The 16,988-nt window shown below is 74.8% G+C and carries 16 protein-coding genes; 6 read left to right on the plus strand and 10 right to left on the minus strand.

All coding sequences use genetic code 11. The features are described 5' to 3' along the window. Positions 1 to 120: 120 nt before the first annotated feature. The 4 genes from IE260_RS14580 to IE260_RS14595 all read right to left on the minus strand — a co-directional run bounded on the left by IE260_RS14580 (position 121) and on the right by IE260_RS14595 (position 4,073). Positions 121 to 690, minus strand: coding sequence for a hypothetical protein (locus IE260_RS14580; RefSeq protein ID WP_189871750.1), 570 nt, complete (start codon positions 688 to 690; stop codon positions 121 to 123). Further along, positions 638 to 2,116, minus strand: coding sequence for a PTS transporter subunit EIIC (locus tag IE260_RS14585; protein ID WP_189871752.1), 1,479 nt, complete (start codon positions 2,114 to 2,116; stop codon positions 638 to 640). The genes IE260_RS14580 and IE260_RS14585 overlap by 53 nt, the downstream gene beginning before the upstream one ends. Positions 2,117 to 2,131: 15 nt before the next feature. Beyond that, positions 2,132 to 3,067 (minus strand): N-acetylmuramic acid 6-phosphate etherase, encoded by a 936-nt coding sequence (gene murQ, locus IE260_RS14590; protein ID WP_189871754.1) that lies wholly within the window; start codon positions 3,065 to 3,067, stop codon positions 2,132 to 2,134. Between the two features lie 85 nt (positions 3,068 to 3,152). Next, positions 3,153 to 4,073: a MurR/RpiR family transcriptional regulator gene (locus IE260_RS14595; RefSeq protein WP_373303342.1), complete on the minus strand. Its 921-nt coding sequence runs from the start codon at positions 4,071 to 4,073 to the stop codon at positions 3,153 to 3,155. Between the two features lie 55 nt (positions 4,074 to 4,128). Between IE260_RS14595 and IE260_RS14600 the strand changes: the two genes are divergently transcribed. Together IE260_RS14600 and IE260_RS14605 are read left to right on the plus strand one after the other, a co-directional pair. Beyond that, a complete protein-coding gene (locus IE260_RS14600; RefSeq protein ID WP_189871756.1) occupies positions 4,129 to 4,512 on the plus strand; it encodes a DUF8819 family protein in 384 nt (127 codons plus the stop codon). Positions 4,513 to 4,522: 10 nt separating this feature from the next. Next, positions 4,523 to 4,801 (plus strand): DUF4031 domain-containing protein, encoded by a 279-nt coding sequence (locus IE260_RS14605; protein ID WP_189871758.1) that lies wholly within the window; start codon positions 4,523 to 4,525, stop codon positions 4,799 to 4,801. On the opposite strand, the gene IE260_RS14610 is transcribed toward IE260_RS14605, so the two are convergent. Beyond that, positions 4,783 to 5,850 (minus strand): GNAT family N-acetyltransferase, encoded by a 1,068-nt coding sequence (locus tag IE260_RS14610; RefSeq protein WP_189871760.1) that lies wholly within the window; start codon positions 5,848 to 5,850, stop codon positions 4,783 to 4,785. The two genes, IE260_RS14605 and IE260_RS14610, sit on opposite strands and share 19 nt — an antisense overlap. A 10-nt stretch (positions 5,851 to 5,860) precedes the next feature. Further along, the gene (locus tag IE260_RS14615; RefSeq protein ID WP_189871762.1) at positions 5,861 to 6,523 is read right to left on the minus strand and encodes an HD domain-containing protein; all 663 of its coding nucleotides are present in this window, start codon (positions 6,521 to 6,523) and stop codon (positions 5,861 to 5,863) included. 47 nt (positions 6,524 to 6,570) lie between these two features. Between IE260_RS14615 and IE260_RS14620 the strand changes: the two genes are divergently transcribed. After that, positions 6,571 to 7,254, plus strand: a complete 684-nt coding sequence (locus IE260_RS14620) for a maleylpyruvate isomerase family mycothiol-dependent enzyme (protein ID WP_189871764.1) — start codon at positions 6,571 to 6,573, stop codon at positions 7,252 to 7,254. 95 nt (positions 7,255 to 7,349) lie between these two features. Further along, complete coding sequence (locus IE260_RS14625; protein WP_189871766.1) at positions 7,350 to 8,039, plus strand: copper homeostasis protein CutC; 690 nt, start codon at positions 7,350 to 7,352, stop codon at positions 8,037 to 8,039. Between the two features lie 200 nt (positions 8,040 to 8,239). Here the strand turns inward: IE260_RS14625 and IE260_RS14630 are convergent, their stop codons facing one another. Next, positions 8,240 to 10,282: a HelD family protein gene (locus IE260_RS14630; RefSeq protein WP_189871768.1), complete on the minus strand. Its 2,043-nt coding sequence runs from the start codon at positions 10,280 to 10,282 to the stop codon at positions 8,240 to 8,242. A gap of 274 nt (positions 10,283 to 10,556) precedes the next feature. Here IE260_RS14630 and IE260_RS14635 point away from each other — a divergent pair, with 274 nt between their 5' ends. After that, entirely contained in the window at positions 10,557 to 10,742 is a 186-nt protein-coding gene (locus tag IE260_RS14635; RefSeq protein ID WP_189871770.1) for a hypothetical protein, read from the plus strand. Between the two features lie 22 nt (positions 10,743 to 10,764). Here IE260_RS14635 and IE260_RS14640 read toward each other — a convergent pair whose 3' ends face one another. From IE260_RS14640 to IE260_RS14650, 3 genes are all read right to left on the minus strand, one after another. Then, positions 10,765 to 12,411, minus strand: a complete 1,647-nt coding sequence (locus IE260_RS14640; protein ID WP_189871772.1) for a DNA repair helicase XPB — start codon at positions 12,409 to 12,411, stop codon at positions 10,765 to 10,767. Positions 12,412 to 12,488: 77 nt separating this feature from the next. After that, positions 12,489 to 12,692, minus strand: coding sequence for a hypothetical protein (locus tag IE260_RS14645; RefSeq protein WP_189871774.1), 204 nt, complete (start codon positions 12,690 to 12,692; stop codon positions 12,489 to 12,491). 417 nt (positions 12,693 to 13,109) lie between these two features. Beyond that, a complete protein-coding gene (locus IE260_RS14650; RefSeq protein ID WP_189871775.1) occupies positions 13,110 to 15,644 on the minus strand; it encodes a helicase C-terminal domain-containing protein in 2,535 nt (844 codons plus the stop codon). A gap of 302 nt (positions 15,645 to 15,946) precedes the next feature. On the opposite strand from IE260_RS14650, the gene IE260_RS14655 reads away from it, so the two are divergent. Further along, on the plus strand, positions 15,947 to 16,963 hold the full coding sequence (locus IE260_RS14655; protein ID WP_189871777.1) for a hypothetical protein: 1,017 nt from the start codon (positions 15,947 to 15,949) through the stop codon (positions 16,961 to 16,963). Positions 16,964 to 16,988: the final 25 nt, after the last annotated feature.

Below are 16,988 nucleotides of genomic sequence, written 5' to 3' on the forward strand. Positions count from 1 at the left end.
GGGTGGTGCCCCATGCGGCCGCGCGGGGTGAACGTGCGCGTGCGACGGGCAGGCGGGTGTCCGCCCGGCATGTCCCCGACCTTGGGCCCGGGGGCCGCCGCAGCACGCACCGGACGCCCCCTAGGCCCCGCCCATCGGCTCGATGTCGACCCGCACCGGCGTCCCCCACACCCGCAGCACCTCGTAGTCCGTGAACTCGTGGACGAGCCGGTACGCCATGGCCGGGCGGGGGCCGCGGCGCTGGGCCGCGATGTACAGCTCGGCCTCGCGGCGGTCCCGGCGCGGGGTGCCGCACAGCTGCCACGCCTGCCCGTTCCACAGCTCCGGCAGCCAGCGCTGCTGGGGCTGCGGCCGGTCACCGCGCACCCCGTAGCGGGACGGGACCGGCTCGGTGGGACGGGGCGGGAGGGGGCCGCCGCCGTACTCGGAGCGGCGGGCGGCCCGGCGGCGGGTCTCGCACAGCAGGCACAGGTCGGGGGCGGCGGTGTCCACCGGGCCGTTCGGATGCTCCGGGCAGCGGGTGCTCGGGGCCGTCGTCGTGACGCTCTCCTCCAGCAGGTCCAGCGCGCGCTTCAGATCGGTCCTGACCTCGTGCAGCTTCGCGTCCGGAGTGTCGGCGGCCAGGGCCTCGCCGTGCTCACCGAGGAGACGCAGGGCGCGGCCCAGGGCGGTCAGCTGGGCGTGGTTCATGTCCCCCAGAGTCGCACACGGCACCGACAGCCCCGTCCGCGTCCACCGGGGCCCGCTCGTCGCGCAGGCCGAAGAGGTACGTCGCCGCGAAGCCGACCGCGTACCCCGTCAGCAGTCCGCCGCCGTACACCCCCGCCGTGACCGCCCACCCCCGGCTCCCCGCCAGCAGCGGGAACAGGGCCCAGCCCGACGGGCCGATCGCCGTCGCCCCGACATCGGTGCCGAGCATCGCGAACAGGCCGACGAAGGCGCCGCCCGCAGCGCCGCCGAAGCAGGCGGTGAGGAAGGGGCGGCCCAGGGGGAGGGAGACGCCGTAGATCAGGGGTTCGCCGATGCCCAGCAGGCCCGCCGGGAGCGCCGATCTGATGGTCGTCCGCAGGGACGTGTCGTGGCGCAGGCGGACGTACACGGCCGCCGCGGCGCCGACCTGGCCCGCGCCCGCCATGGCCAGGATGGGCAGCAGCACGGTGTGGCCCTGCTGTTCGATCAGGGTGGTGTGGATGGGGATCAGGGCCTGGTGCAGGCCCAGCATCACCAGGGGGAGGAAGAGACCGCCGAGGAGAAGTCCGGCCAGGGCGCCCGTGGTGGTCAGCAGCCAGTTCGCCGCCGTGCCGATCGCGGTCGCGACCTCTCCGGCCGCGTACATGAGGACGTACAGCGTGACCAGGCCGGAGACCAGAACCGTCAGGGTCGGGGTGAGCAGGACGTCCGCGGTGCCGGAGAAGCGGTCGCGGCACCGCTTCTCGACGGCGCAGCCGAGCAGCGCCGCCGCCAGCGCGCCGAGCACGCCGCCCTGGCCGGGGGCGAGCGTGACGCCGAACGCCGTCACCTTCGCCACCCCCGGGTACACCACGACGGCCGCGACCGCGCCCCCCAGCACGGGCGTGCCGCCGAACTCCTTCGCCGTGTTGTGGCCGACGAACACGGCGATCAGCGCCATGAAGGCGGAGGACAGGGCGGCCAGGGCGGGGGTGACGCCGGGGAGCCAGCCCAGGTTGGTGAGCAGGCCGCCGGCGCCCGCCAGGATGCCGCAGCCGATCAGGGCCGGGATGAGCGGCACGAAGACGGCCCCGACGCGCCGCAGGACCGTCTTCAGCGGGGTCGCGTTGCGCCGCTTCTGCCGTGCCTTCAGCTCGGCGCCGCGCCGGGCCGGCTCGTCGGCGGTCCCCCCGGCCGGCAGCAGTGCCTCGAACGCCTCCGTCACCCGCCCGACCGCCCCGGGTCCCAGCACGACCTGGTACGACCCGTCGTCCTCGACCAGGCCGAGCACACCGGGCAGTTCCCGCAGGGCCGCGTCGTCCACCCGGGACCGGTCGGCCAGTCCCAGGCGCAGGCGGGTCATGCAGTGGGCGACGGAGGTGACGTTCGCGGGGCCGCCGACCAGGCGGAGGATCGCCGCGGCCGTGGCGTGGGGGTCGTTGCGCACCCCCCGAGCGTGCGGTCAGCCCCGCGCCGCCGCCAGCGCGGCACGCAGATGGCCGCCGGAGTCCTCCAGAAGGCGGGCGGCCGTCGGGCCGTCCACCTCGGCCAGGAGGGTCAGGATGGCCGGCTTGACCTCGCCGTCGGTGGCGGTGAGCGCGGCCTCGATCTCGTCGTCCGCGGCCCCGGTCGCGAGGGCCACGATCCGCCGTGAACGGGCGCGCAGCTTCTCGTTGGAGGCGCGCACGTCGACCATCAGGTTCCCGTACGTCTTGCCGAGGCGGATCATCGTGATCGTCGACAGCATGTTGAGGACCAGTTTCTGCGCCGTGCCGGCCTTCAGCCGGGTCGAGCCGGTGATCAGCTCGGGCCCGACGACGACCTCGATGCCGTGCTCGGCGGCGGCCGCCAGGGCGCTGCCCGGGTTGCAGGCCAGGCCGATGGTCAGGGAGCCGCGGGCGCGGGCGTGCTCGACGGCGCCGATGGCGTACGGGGTGCGGCCGGAGGCGGAGACGCCGACCACCGTGTCGTCGGCGGTCAGGGCGAGGGCGTCCAGGTCCGCCCGGGCCAGCTCCTTGGAGTCCTCGGCCCCCTCGACGGAGGTGACCATGGCCTCGGGGCCGCCCGCGATCAGGCCGACGACCTGTCCCGGCCGGGTGTTGAACGTAGGCGGGCACTCGGAGGCGTCCAGCACGCCGAGCCGGCCGGCCGTACCGGCGCCCGCGTAGACCAGCCGGCCGCCGCGGGCCATGCGGGCGGCCACGGCGTCGATGGCGGCGGCGATCTCGGGCAGCCGCTCGGCGACCGCGGCGGGCACGGCGGTGTCCTCGCCGTTCATCAGCCGCGCGATCTCCGGCGTGGGCAGCCGGTCGATCTCGGACAGCTCGGGGCGGAACGCCTCGGTGGTCAGGGTCTCCAACTGGGCACGGAGGTCGTGGTGGTGGGAGGTGGAGGTCATGGCGGGCGGCTCTCTTCGGTGTCTTGCCGGTGCGGTACGTGTGCGGTGCGTCTGCTCGGTCGCTCGGTGAAGAGGAGGGCGGGGCCTAGCGGTGCGTTCCGCCGCGCGGACTGTGGCGGTGGGCCAGCGCCTCGTACGAGGCCGCCAGCGCCGGGGCGGCCGTCTCGTAGCAGCGCTGCGCCACCCCCACGAACAGGCAGTCCACGACGAGGAGCTGACTGGTCCGGGAGGACATCGCGGCGGGGCGCAGCTCGCTCTCCCGGGAGGTGGACGTGGTCAGCACGTGGTCGGCGTACTGGGTGACGGGGCTGTCGGGGCGGCCGGTGACGGCGACGGTGGTCGCCCCGTGCTCGAAGGCGACCCTCAGCGGCTCGATGACGTCCCCCGTCGACCCGGAGTGCGTGATGGCGATGGCGACGTCGCCGGCGCGCAGCTGCACCGCGTTGGTGACGGCGAGGTGCGGATCGCCGGGCGCGTGGGCTATGAGCCCTATGCGCAGGAGCTTCTGGGTGAGGTCCTGGGCGACCAGACCGGAGGCGCCGATGCCGTACACGTCGGTGCGGCGGGCGGCGGCGATCGCGGCGACGGCCGCGCCGAGCTGGGCTGTGTCCAGGCCGGCCGCGGTGTCGGCGAGGGTCTGCTGCTCGTCGTAGGCCAGTTTGGCGACGACGTCGGCGATCGGGTCGTCCACCGCGATGTCGGTCGTGATGGCGGGTGCGCGGCCCGACTGCTGCTGGGCGGCGAGCCCGGCCAGCGCGAGCCGGAGATCGCGGTAGCCGGGGTAGCCGAGCAGGCGGGCGGTGCGGACGACGGTGGCCTCGCTGGTGCCGGTGAGCTCGGCGAGACCGGTGACCGTGAGGGCCGCGCAGCCGGCCGGGTCGCTCGCGACGGCCTCGGCGACCCGCTGCATGGAACGGGTCATCGACGGCGCCAGCGTGCGCACCTTGGCCGCGAGGGCGCCGGGCGCCGGAGGGGTGGAGAAAGTTTCCTTCACGTCATCGGTCACTCTTGAAAGATATTTTCGTTTCGGCCTGCGGGTCAAGAGTGCGCACAATGGGTGCATGGACCCCATCAGCCCCCTGGAGCAGGCGCTGCATGCCGCGCGCGCCCTCGTGCTCGCCGACCTGGTGGCGGGCCAGGTCGCCGAGGCGGACGTCGTCTCGCTCGTCGAGGAGTCCGTCGCGCAGCGCCGGTGGTGGGTCGAGCAGTGGCCGGAGGGCGCGGAGTTCGTGGCCGGGCTGGTCGCGCAGGACGTGCAGGACGCGCTGCTGGAGCGCTACGGCCGCTGGCCCCTGTGCCCGGTCTGCGGCTCCGGCGATCCGCACGCCCTGGACGTCGAGCCCGAACTCGGGCCCGACCCGCACTGGGTGTGCCCCGAGGCGGGCGTGAAGGTCGCGGCGGTCGGCTCGCTGGGCACGGCCACCGGCGGCATGCCGTCCTCGTGAGCGCCGCCCGGTGACCGTCTACATCGACCCGCCGACCTGGCCGGGCCACGGCCGTATGTGGTCGCACCTGGTCAGCGACGTCTCCTACGCCGAACTGCACGCCTTCGCCGAGGCCCTGGGCGTGCCGCGCCGCGCCTTCGAACGCGACCACTACGACATCCCCGCGCACCGGTACGCGGAGGCGGTGTCCGCCGGTGCCCTGGAGGTCAGCAGCCGCGAGGTGGTGCGGCTGCTGCACGGCGCCGGACTGCGGCGGCGCAAACGGGCCGCTCAGCCCCGCAGTTCGTAGGCGAACCGCTCGTCGTCCTCGGACACCCGGGAGAAACCGGCGCGTTCGATGACGCGCTGGGACGCGACGTTGCCGGGCTCCGTCGTCGCGAACACGCTCGTCACCTCCTGCCGCGCCAGCGCCCAAGACGCCAGCGCGCGCAGTGCCTCCGTCGCGTAGCCGTGGCCGCGGGCGGTCTCGGCGAGGTCGTAGCCGACCTCCACCCGCCCCTCCCCGTCCGGCGCCCCGTGGAAGCCGATGCCGCCGACGGCGTGCCCGTCCTCCCGGCGCACCAGCGCGAACACCCCCCACTCCGGCCGGTGCACCCCGGCCTCGTACGCCTTGAGCAGCATCCCGGCGGCCTCGCGCGTGCCCTCGTACGGGCCGCCGTCGACCCAGAGGAACCCGCCGTCGCCGCCCGCGGCCAGGTCGGCCGCCCCGGCGGGCGTGACGCCCTGCAGGGTGAGGCGCTCGGCCGGGACGACCAGGTTGTTGTTCCAGCGCCACTCGGTGACCGGGGCCCGTCCGGGCAGTTCGCCGCGTCCGGTGGCCCACAGCAGGGTGCGCCAGTGATCGGGTCCGGGCTGGACGTGCGGGAAGATCCGGGTCAGGACGTACGCGCACACCTCGGCGGGCGGCTCGAACGACACCCCGAGGCCCGTGGCCATGTCGTGCGTGTGCAGCAGCGCCTCGGCGATCCCCATCGCGGCGAAGCCCTCGCGGTTCGCGCTGCGGAACGGGTAGGGGTGGAAGGCGCGCACCTCGCGCGGGGTGGTCCGTACGGCGGCGGCGAGCAGGGCGCCCATCGTCTCGACCACCCGCAGGACGCCCTCGTTGTCGGTGCCGTCCTCCAGGGCGAGTTCGAAGGGGATGTAGCCGTCGGCCGCGCGTCCGGCCAGCTGGCCCGCGTAGCCGACGAGGCACTCGGCGACGTGCAGTGCCGTGGCCCGGCAGCTCCAGTCGAGGCCGGCCGCTCTCACCCGCTCCCAGTCCTGGTCCGTCGCCGTCCGCAGCGCCGCCACGGCGCTCGCGACGGCCTCCTCCACCCGGTCCCCGCCCATGTTCAGCATGCCGGGCAGGCTACGGTGCCGGGTCGCCCCCGGGCGACAGCATTTCCAGCTCGCCGGCGATGTTGTAGCGGGCGGTCGCCTCCCACTCCCGCTGCCCGTGCGGCGTGCGGAACAGCCTTGGCAGGTCCAGCAGTTGGCGAAGCACCGCGGCCCGTCCCGTGCGGAAGGCGTCGTCCGGCACGAAGTGGTACTCCTGGCGGACGGCGGCGGCGTAGGCGGCGTACGCCGACGGCGACGAGGCGAGGACCGCCAGGTCGGCGTCGCACAGCACCTGCCCGTTCCGGTCGCCGTCGGCCGGGTCGTGCCCGACGGTGAGCCGGACCAGCCGCGCCACCTCGGCGGTCTTCGCCCCGGACACCCCGGCCTCGGGCAGGGCGCGCTCGGCGAGCCGGGCCGAGCGCTCCTCGTTCTCGGACCGGTCGGGCAGGTAGACGGCGTCGTGGAACCAGGCCGCCAGCCGGACGACGTCCGGGTCGTCGGCGTACTCCTCCAGCTCGTCGACGCGGTGGAGGACCGCGGTGAGGTGCGTGAGCGTGTGGTAGTGGCGCTGGGGCTCCTGCCAGCGGGCGAGCAGGTTGTCGGCGTACGGCGCCGGGTCCGGGCCCGAGCCGGGGCGCCGGGCTCCTTCCAGGGCGCGGGCGAAGCGGAAGCGCAGGGCGTCGAGATCGGCCATGCGTTCATTCTCCCGTCAGAGGGCGGGCGGCCCCTAGCGTGGACCCCATGACGACTCCTGCTGACGTGCACGACGTACGCGACCCCGAGCTGCCCGGGCGGCTGCTGACCATCGAGCGGGACGAGCTGGTGCCGCTGCTGCGGTCCAGGAAGGACGAGGACTTCGCGCTGCCGGTGGCCGCGTGTCCGCGCTGGACCGTGCGGGACGTGCTGGCGCACTGCTCGGCCGCGCTGATCAGGGTGGTGGAGCGCCGCTTCGAGAAGGGCGTCTTCTCGCCCGAGTGCAACGACCGGGACATCGCCGAACGCGCCGGCTGGACCAACGCCCGGGTCGTCGACGAGCTGGAGCGCGGTATGACCGAGGCCGGGCCGGTGATCGCCCGTGCGGGCGGCGTGCTGGACGCGGTCGCGCTCGGCGAGTGGGTGCACGCAGGGGATGTGCGGGTCGCCTTCGGGGAGCCGGGGGCGTACGCGGGGCGAGGTCTGCCGGAGGCGCTCGCGCTGCTGGCCGCGGTCACCCGCGCCCGCGGCCACGTTCCGCTGCACGCCGACCTCGACGACGTGGACGAGCCGCTGAAGCTCGGCGAGGCGAGCGGTGAGCGGCCGCCGGGACGCTTCATCGGCGACGCGGCGACGCTGGTGCGGCTGTACGCGGGGCGGCCGGTGAACGGCGGCGCCGGGTACGAGCTGGCCGGGGTGGAGGCGGCGGAGCTGAACATCTTCGGGGACTGATCGGCGGATGAGGGGAGCCCCGCGCCGGTGGTCGGGCGTAGTCTTGGATTGGACTAGACCTCTAGTAGCCCGATAAGCCTGACGAATGGGGCCCCATGAGCAAGCGTGCAGTCCTGGAGGTGATCGCCCTCGACGTCGAGGACGCGGTCGCCGCCCAGGCCGGAGGCGCGGACCGCCTCGAACTGGTCACCGACATGGCGGCCGACGGGCTCACCCCGTCGGCCGCGACCGTCGCCGCGATCCGCGCCGCCGTCGACATCGACGTACGGGTGATGCTGCGGCTCGCGGACGGGTTCGCCGCCGGGGACGCCGAGCGGCTGGTCCGGGTCGCGGAGGAGATGCGCGGCATCGGCGCCGAGGAGTTCGTGCTCGGGTTCCTGGACGCGGACGGTGACGTGGACCTGGGCGCGGTGGAGCGGGTCGCCGGAGCGCTGGAGGGCTGCCGGTGGACGTTCCACCGGGCCATCGACCGGGCCGCCGACCGGGACGGCCTGCGCAAGCAGCTCGCGGACTTCTCGGGGCTGGACACGTATCTGACGGCCGGGGCGTCCGGCGGGGTGGACGACGGACTTCCCGTGCTGCTCGCCGAGGCGAGGCGGTCGGGGGAGCCGGGGTATCAGCAGCAGTTGCTGGTGGGGGGCGGGTTGCGCCTCGACCATGTGCCCACGCTGCTGGAGGCGGGGATCGACGGGTTCCACATCGGGGGCGCGGCGCGGCCCGACGGGTGGGACGGGCCGGTTTCCGCGGAGGCGGTGGCGCAGTGGCGGCGGGTGCTGGGGGACTGAGCGTCGGCCGGGCGGTGACCGTTGCCTGCCGCGGGCTGGGGTGGGCGGCGCAGCCCGGCGCTGCGGGGTGCCTCCCCCACTCTCGGCTCCGCTCGGGCGGGGGGACCCCCACCGCCCACCCGTGCCGCCCCTGGGGGTACCTCCCAGGCCGTTCAGGCACTGGGCGAGGCACGATTGCCCGCGGTTACGCGGCTGCTCGGCTACGCGAGCTGCGGTGGCAGGTCGGACCCGTGCGTCACGATCAGGCCCGACACCGCTCGGGTCAGGCACACGTACAGGCGCCGCAGGCCGGTGCGTTCGTCCGGTTCGCCGTCGACCACGGCCCGCGGCTCGTCCAGGACCACGTAGTCGTACTCCAGGCCCTTGGCCAGCGAGGCCGGGACCAGGGTCAGGCGGGTCTCCCGCGTCGTCTCCTCGCCCGGCCCGAGGTGCGGGATCCCCGCCGCCGCGAGGGACTCGGTCAGCTCCGGGACGCGGGCGTCGGCGGCGATCAGGCCGACCGATCCCTCGCGTCCCAGCAGCTCGCGGCACGCCTCCACCACGTCCCCGGTCCCTGCGGCGGCGCGGATCTCGAAGAACCCCGGGTTCTCGCGGATCGACGCCACGGGCGTCAGGCCCGGCGCGATGTGCGGCAGCAGCCGGGAGGCGTACGTGATGACGTCCGTCGGCACGCGGAAACCGGCCGTCAGCTCCTCGATCACGGCGTCGCCCTTGCCCAGATGCGCCAGCGCCTCCTGCCAGCTCCGGGTCGCCCAGGGCGTGGTGCCCTGCGCGAGGTCGCCGAGGACCGTCGCCGAGCCGGTGGTGCAGCGCCGGCCCACCGCCCGGTACTGCATGGGGGAGAGGTCCTGCGCCTCGTCGAGGACCACGTGCCCGAGGGAATGGGTGCGCTCGATCAGGTCGGTGGCCTCGTCGATCAGCACGGCGTCCGCGGGCGACCACCGGGCGGACTTCACCGTCCGGGCGGGCTTCACCCACGAGATCGCCTTCTGCTCCTCCTCGGTGAGGACGCCCTCGGCGTGCTCGGCGAGGAAGTCCGCGTCCGTCAGGAGCCGGAGCACGAGCTTCGCCGGATCCACCGGCGGCCAGACAGCCTTCACCGCCGCCTTCACCGCCGCGTTGCGGGCCACCGCGTTCTGCACCCGGTCGTCCGGGGCCTCGCCCGCCCGCTCCATCTGCACCAGCACGGCGTGCGCGATGCGCTGCGGGAGGGCCTCGCGGGCGGCGCCGTACCGGATGTCCCGCTCCAGCAGCTCGCGGACGATCTCCTCGAGTTCGTACGCCGCGACGCGCCAGCGGCGTGAGCCGCGGACGACGACGACCGGCTCGGCGGGCATCGTCACGTGCGAGTACAGGGCCCGGCGCAGCACCTCGGCCATCCGGGCGTCGCCCTTGACGACCGCGGCCGCGGCGTCGTCCGTGCCGCGCACCTCGACGTGCGCGACCAGGTCGTCGACGGTGGCCTGGCGGACCGTCAACTCGCCCAGGGCGGGCAGCACCTGCTCGATGTAGTGCAGGAAGGACCTGTTCGGCCCGATGACGAGCGTGCCGGTGCGGGCGAGCCGCTCGCGGTGGGCGTAGAGGAGGTAGGCGACCCGGTGCAGGCCGACGGCCGTCTTCCCGGTGCCGGGGCCGCCCTGCACGCAGACGGAACCGCCGAGCCCGGCGCGCACGATCTCGTCCTGCTCCGGCTGGATGGTCGCCACGATGTCGCGCATCGGACCGACGCGGGGCCGCTCGATCTCCTGCTGGAGCAGTTTGCTGGTGGCCGCCGCCTCGGCCGGGTCGGACAGGTGCTCGTCCTCGTACGCCGTCAGATCACCGCCGGTGTACCCGAAGCGGCGGCGCAGCGCGATGTCCATCGGGTCCTTCTTGGAGGCCCGGTAGAACGGCTGCGAGACCGGCGCCCGCCAGTCGATGACCATCGGGTCGCCGTCCGCGTCGTGCACGTGCCGGCGCCCGATGTAGAAGCGCTCCCCTCCGGCGCCCTCCGCCTGCTCGGCGCCCGGCGCGTGCAGGTAGTCGAGCCGGCCGAAGAACAGCGGGGTGTCGCTGAGATCGGCCAGTGCCTTGATGCGGTCCTCGATCTGGCGCTCCAGGACGGCGGCGTTGACCCAGTTCGCGGTGACGTCCGAGATGTCGAGGGACTCGACGTCCTCCCGCATGGCGCGCAGCGCGGAACGGGACGCGGCGAGATGGGAGCGCTCTCGGGAGAGGGGGTCGTCGTGGACGGGCGTGGACAAGGGGGTGCCTCCGGGAAGACCTGCTGCGTGGACGGCGCGAGCTTCGCGCGGTGCCGACCGGTTTCCGTCCGGGCGGCGGCACTCCGTGGGGAGGCGGGCAAGAGCGGAGATTGTAGGGCAGCGGGGGAGCCGACAGCCAATGGTTTTTCCGACCCCTAGGGGACGCCGCCCGCCGCTGTGAGGGGAACGGTCCACCTGGAGGCGTACGCGGCCCGGGCACGGACTGGACCGGAGAGCGATGACGGCCGTATGCCCGAAATCGCACCATGGAGGCATGAGCGCAGCAACCATCTCCCCCGCCCCGGCACCCGGCCGCCCGCCCGGTGCCACGCCCGTGGCCGGCAGCCACCGGCACCGGCTCGGCGACGCCCTGCGCGCCGTGAGGGTGTTCGCGGGCGCCGCCTTCGACGTGGTCGTCCTCGGCGAGTACGGCGAGGAGGCCGGCGTCCGCCGCCGGTGAGCGTCCGGGGCCCGGACGTTCCTCAGGCGCCCTCCGCCAGCAGCTCGTCCGCGTCCACGATCCGGTACGCGTACCCCTGTTCCGCCAGGAAGCGCTGGCGGTGGGCGGCGAAGTCCTGGTCGATCGTGTCGCGGGCGACGACCGAGTAGAAGTGCGCCTGGTGCCCGTCGGCCTTGGGGCGCAGCACCCGGCCGAGGCGCTGGGCCTCCTCCTGGCGTGACCCGAAGGTGCCCGAGACCTGGATGGCGACCGTCGCCTCCGGCAGGTCGATGGAGAAGTTGGCGACCTTGGAGACGACGAGCACACTGATCTCGCCCTGCCGGAAGGCCTCGAAGAGCTTCTCCCGCTGGGCGTTGGACGTCTCGCCCTTGATCACCGGCGCGCCCAGGTGCTCGCCCAGTTCGTCGAGCTGGTCGATGTACTGGCCGATGACGAGGACCTGCTGCCCGGCGAAACGCCGCACGATCGCCTCGGTCACCTTCCGCTTGGTGTCGGTCGTCGCGCAGAAGCGGTACTTCTCCTCCGTCTCGGCGGTGGCGTACGCGAGCCGCTCGGAGTCGGTGAGGTTGACCCGGACCTCCACGCAGTCGGCGGGCGCGATGTAGCCCTGCGCCTCGATCTCCTTCCACGGGGCGTCGAACCGCTTCGGGCCGATCAGCGAGAACACGTCGGACTCGCGGCCGTCCTCGCGGACGAGGGTCGCGGTCAGGCCCAGGCGGCGGCGCGCCTGGAGGTCCGCCGTGAACTTGAAGACCGGCGCGGGCAGCAGGTGCACCTCGTCGTAGACGATCAGGCCCCAGTCCCGGGAGTCGAACAGCTCCAGGTGCGGGTAGACGCCCTTCCGCTTGGTCGTCAGCACCTGGTAGGTGGCGATGGTGACGGGCCGGATCTCCTTCTTCGTCCCGCTGTACTCGCCGATCTCGTCCTCGGTGAGACTCGTGCGCTTGACCAGCTCGTGCTTCCACTGCCGGGCGGAGACGGTGTTGGTGACGAGGATCAGCGTCGTGGACTTGGCCTGCGCCATCGACCCGGCGCCGACCAGCGTCTTGCCCGCGCCGCAGGGCAGCACGACCACACCGCTGCCGCCGTGCCAGAAGTTCTCCACGGCCTGCTTCTGGTAGGGCCTGAGCGCCCACCCGTCCTCGGCCAGCTCGATCGGGTGCGCCTCGCCGTCGACGTACCCGGCGAGGTCCTCGGCGGGCCAGCCCAGCTTCAGCAGCGTCTGCTTGATCTGGCCGCGCTCGGAGGGGTGCACGGCCACCGTGTCGGGGTCGATGCGGGCCCCGACCAGCGGCGCGATCCGCTTCGACTTCAGGACCTCCTCCAGCACCGGCCGGTCGGTGGTGGTCAGGACCAGCCCGTGCGCCGGGTGCTTGGAGAGGGTGAGGCGGCCGTAGCGGTCCATCGTCTCGGCGATGTCGACGAGCAGCGCGTGCGGCACGGGATAGCGGCTGTACTGCACGAGCGCGTCCACGACCTGCTCGGCGTCGTGGCCGGCCGCCCGCGCGTTCCACAGGCCCAGCGGGGTCACCCGGTAGGTGTGGATGTGCTCCGGCGCCCGCTCCAGTTCGGCGAAGGGCGCGATGGCCCGCCGGCAGTCGTCGGCCCGCTCGTGGTCGACTTCCAGGAGCAGGGTCTTGTCGGACTGGACGATCAGCGGACCATTCACGGGCGGCACCCTTTCGCGTGCGGACGGCCGGACGACGACTCGGCCAAACGTCCAGTGTGCCTGATCGAAGGGCGGTACTACTTCGGTCCGAGGTTGTTGATCAACGGCCCTTCGACGGTGACGCCCTCGGTGACCAGGGACTCCACGCCCGTGGTCGGCAGGGGGAGCGGCAGCGCGGTGGCCTCGGGGGCGAGTGCGCCGAACAGCGCGGCGCCGGTGATCAGGGCGGCCACGGAGACGGCGACGGCGGAGTGGGCGGTGTCGGAACGCTGGGAACGCATGGGGCTTTCCGGCCTTTCCTGGGCAGGGGAACGCGGAACGGGGAGAACACCGGGGCGGGAGCGGGCCGGGCCCAGGGGGACTGGGGCCGGCCCGACGGGATCCCGGGACGGGTCAGAAGGTCACGCCGCCGGTGAGGTCGATGCCGACCGCCGCGGCCTCGGCGGCGAAGGCGCCGAGGAGGGCTGCGGTGGAGGCCAGGACGGCGGCGACACGACGGAGGGAACGCATCGGTTTCTTCCTTTCGTTGCGGTGCAGGACACCCGGTGGCTGCCCTGGCGCCGACGTCTCGATGCGAATTATGAAAAAAGCTCCCTCTCGGGTGGGAAACACCCGGTGTGGCGTGCATGAAACGCCGCGTACGCCCGAAAGTGCGCAAGAAGGCGGAGGACAGGGCCCGTCCGCGTAAATCCAAGGGGTCAACGGCTGTCGTCCGCCAGCTCGGCCACTCCCGTGATCCGGTGCAGCGGATACGTGCGCACCTCGTCGGCGGTGTGGTCGTACGCCGTGACGAAACCGCCCTCGACCCGGATCGGGGCGACGACACGCTGGCTGGCGGCGCCCTCGGCGTTCACGTAGCCGATCCACAGCGCCTCGCCGGTCAGGACGGCGGCCTGCATGGTGGCGAGGGTCTCGGCGGGGCCGGTGCGGGGCAGCTCCCCGTTCGCGTCCGGGCTGTCGTCGCCGGGGGCCGGCTTGCGCGGGGCGGTGGAGGCCAGGTCGCCGGCCCGGATGGCGCGGATCGCGGCGGCCAGCAGGGTGTCGTCCGGCACGGGCGGGCCGTCGGGCACCGGTTCCGGCGCCGTGCGCGGCGGGGTGCGGTGGGCGTCGGCGCGGGCGATCAGCACATCGCCGGCCGCGGACTCGGCGGCGGGCGCGAAGCCCATCGCGCGCAGCCCCTCCAGCAGCGCCGCCGGGTCGGCCTGGGCGGCCAGCACGGTGGGTGCCAGGCGGCGCAGGCCCAGGGCCGCGGCGCGCTTGTCGGCGAGGATCTCGCTGAGCATCGCGTCGTCGTCGCAGCGCACGTACGCCGAGGCCGCGCCCACCCGCAGCTGCCCGTGCCGGCGCGCCACGTCGTCGATCAGGTACGCCAGCGGCTGCGGCACGGGCGTACGCGAGTGCGCGGCGAGGAAGGCGTGCAGGTCGGCGGCGGACCGACCGGCGTCCAGCGCGCGGCGCACCGAGGCGGGCGTGAACCGGTAGACGGTGGCCCCGCCCTTGGACTCCACGTCCGCGAGCACCCCCAGCATGTCCGCGAGCGGACGCTCCAGCGGCCCCGGTGCCACCGCCGTCAGGTCGGCCTGGAGGAGCACGTGGTCCAGCGGCTCGGGCAGGAGCGGGGCGAGCAGGCGCGCGGCGGTAGCCGACGCGGCGGCCTGCTCGGCGGGGGACAGGGACGCGGGTGCGTGCGGAACGCGGTGGTGGACGGGGAGCTTGTCGCCGGGGCCGGAGGGCTCCCCCTCGTCGGGGTGCCTGGCCTCGGGCGCCCCGATCAGCGCCCGCCCGGGTGCCGACAGCGCGCCCCGCCCGGTGACGCCCAGCAGCTCGGCCTCGGACAGCGTCCACCGGGCGAGGCGGGTGCGCAGGTCGTCCTCCCTGCGCTGGGGGCGCTCCCAGCGCAGCCGGGCCAGTACCGAGTCCTCCACCGGCGCGGCACCCTCGGGCAGCCCCGCCAGCAGGGCCAGCACCCGGTGCCGGACCTCGGGCGCCGCCGAACGGTCCAGGTTGGGTCCCAGCGCCGACAACGTACGGTCCTTGGCGTCGCGTCCGCCGACCAGCCCCGGCGTCCGGGTCGCGAGCAGCCACGCCTCGGCGAGCCGCACCCAGCGCTCGGCGGCGGGCAGCTCGCGCCACTCGTCGTACTCCGGTGTCGCCGCGTACCGCTCGTCGGCCTCCCCGTCGGAGGCCAGCAGTCCGGCCGCGTAGGCCAGCTCGACCCAGAAGGCGGCGACCGGCTCGGGCACGTCCAGGGCGACGGCCGTCCGCTTCAGGTCGCGCATGCTCAGCCCGCCGGCCCGCAGGACGGCCGGACCGCCCTCGTCCCAGTCCTTCAGCAGCTCCTCGACCGTCCCCAGCGCCGCCAGGGCCTGGCCGGCCGCGGTGGCGTCCACCATCTGCGGACGGTGCGTGGCGGCGGTCTCCACCGGCGGCGGCACCGGCTCGGGCGCGCGGTGCGCCCGCCCGCCGCGCAGGTGCAGGGCGACCTCGCGGGGCAGGACGACCGTGCCCGGCGCGGTCGGCAGCAGCAGCCCGCGGTCCAGCAGCCGGCGCAGGTGCGGCGCGGGGTCGTGGGTGACCTGGCCGTAGGGCGGGCCCCAGACCAGCCGGGAGAGCACCTGACGGGACTCCTCCGGCAGGTCGGCGAGCAGGGCCGCCATCCGGGTCCGGTCGGTGAACAGGGCGCCGAGCGCGGCCACGGCGGAGACGGAGTCGTGGGTCGAGGGCAGGCCGACGTCGGTGAGGATCTCCTGGATCCGGCCGGGCGACATGCCCGCGGTCGCCTCCTGCACGGTGGGCCCGAGCCCCGTCGGGGACGGGTGCTGCGCGGAGGGCGCCAGCAGCTCACGGGCGGTGCGCACCAGCCGCAGCCGGTCGTCGCCGCCCCACACCAGCGCCTGTTCGCGCAGGGCGGCCAGGGCCCGCGGCAGGGCACCGGCGACCGCCGGGTCGCCCTCGTCCCCGGCGAGCAGGCCGAGCAGTTCGTCGTACGTCGCCGGGTCCGCCGCCACGGCCAGCGCCTCCGCCGTCTGCAGCGTGAACCGGTCCAGCCGCTCCAGGGCCCGCACCACCGAGGCGCGGGTACCGGCGCGGGTGGCGAGCTGCGTGAGGTCCGTGGGCACGGGGGTGATGAGGTCGGGACGGCTGCGCAGGAGGGCGGCCAGGGAGGCGTCGTCCCTGGCGCGGAGGGCTTCCGCGAGGGACCGGGGGGCCGCGGGCTTCTCCTCGGTGCTCATCCGGTCAACGGTAGCGGGTGGGTACGACGGTGGGGTGGCGCGTACGCCGGTGCGCGGCGACGCGCGCGGGAAGCCGGCCGTCATCGCACCTCGCGGATACGCCGGCGGCCCGTCCGCGGGTCGTGGGCGACCTGACCGCGGGGCGGGCCCCGGGCCGGCCTGGAGAGCACCCGACGGGACTCCTCCGGCAGGCCGGCGAGCCGACCGAGTCGCGGGTCGGGGGCGGGCCGACGTCCGTGCACCGCGACATTCGGTACCGTCGTCCGACGGGGTATCACAACAGACCCGCCCCGGAGGGGTTCGTGGGGATCGAGAGCGACCAGGTCGTCTACGAGTATCTGAGCCGCGTCGGCGACGTGGCCCAGCAACGGCAGCTGCCGTCGGCCACCCGGATGAGGCTGGTCGCCGACCTGCGCAACGAGATCGACCGGCGCCGGGCCAAGGCCGCCGTCGACTCTCCCGCCGCCGTCCGCCGCATCCTGGACCGGCTCGGCAGCCCCGACGACATCGTGGACGCCGCCGGGACGACGGGCGCGGCGGGCGGCACGCCGCAGCCGCCGCCCTCCGCGGTACCCGAACAGCGGGAACCGGACGGCGGGGCGAAGCGCAAGGGCCTGCGCCGCGCCGTACCGCGCCCGCGCCCCGCCGCACCCCCGCCCGCGCCGGCGGCCCCCTCCGAAGCGGCCTCGCCACCGCACCTGGCGGCCGCGCACGAGCTGGGGGACGCCGTCACGCAGCCGGACTGGTGGCGGGTGGAGAGCGGCCCCTTCGGGGGCGGCGGCGACAGCGTGCCGGGCTTCGTGGGCGGCGTGGAGATCCCGGAACTGCTCAAGCCCCCGCCGCCGAAGGGGAACGACGCCGAGGACGCAAAGACCGCGAAGGGCAAGAGGGCGGCCGCCGAGGGGACGGATCCGGTCACCGAGGAGGCCGGGGGTGCCGGGGCGGCGCGTCGCCGCCTGCCGCGCCTGTGGCCCGAGGGCGGCTGGAACAACCCGCTGCTGCTGATCGCCGCCGTGCTGCTGATCGCCGGTGCCGTTCTCGGCAGCCTCGTCCCGCTGGGCCTCGGCTGGCTGATCGCCTACCTCTCCCGCCGCCTGACCCCCGCCCAGGCGAAGTGGGCCGTCCTGGGGCTGCCCGGCACGGTCGCCGCGGCCGGTGTCGTCTGGCTGTGGGGCCGCACGGAGGGCCGCTGGGGCGACCCCGTCGCAGAGGGCCGGATGAACGACGCCGTCGCCGACACCTGGCCCTGGGTGCTGCGCGGCGCGGCCGTCGCCACGGCCCTGTACCTGCTGTGGCGCTCCCGCCGCCCCCGCGGCTGACGCCGGAGGGCGGGCGGGAGGCGTC

The sequence above is a fragment of the Streptomyces viridiviolaceus genome (assembly GCF_014650995.1).
GTDB classification, from domain to species: Bacteria; Actinomycetota; Actinomycetes; order Streptomycetales; family Streptomycetaceae; genus Streptomyces; species Streptomyces viridiviolaceus.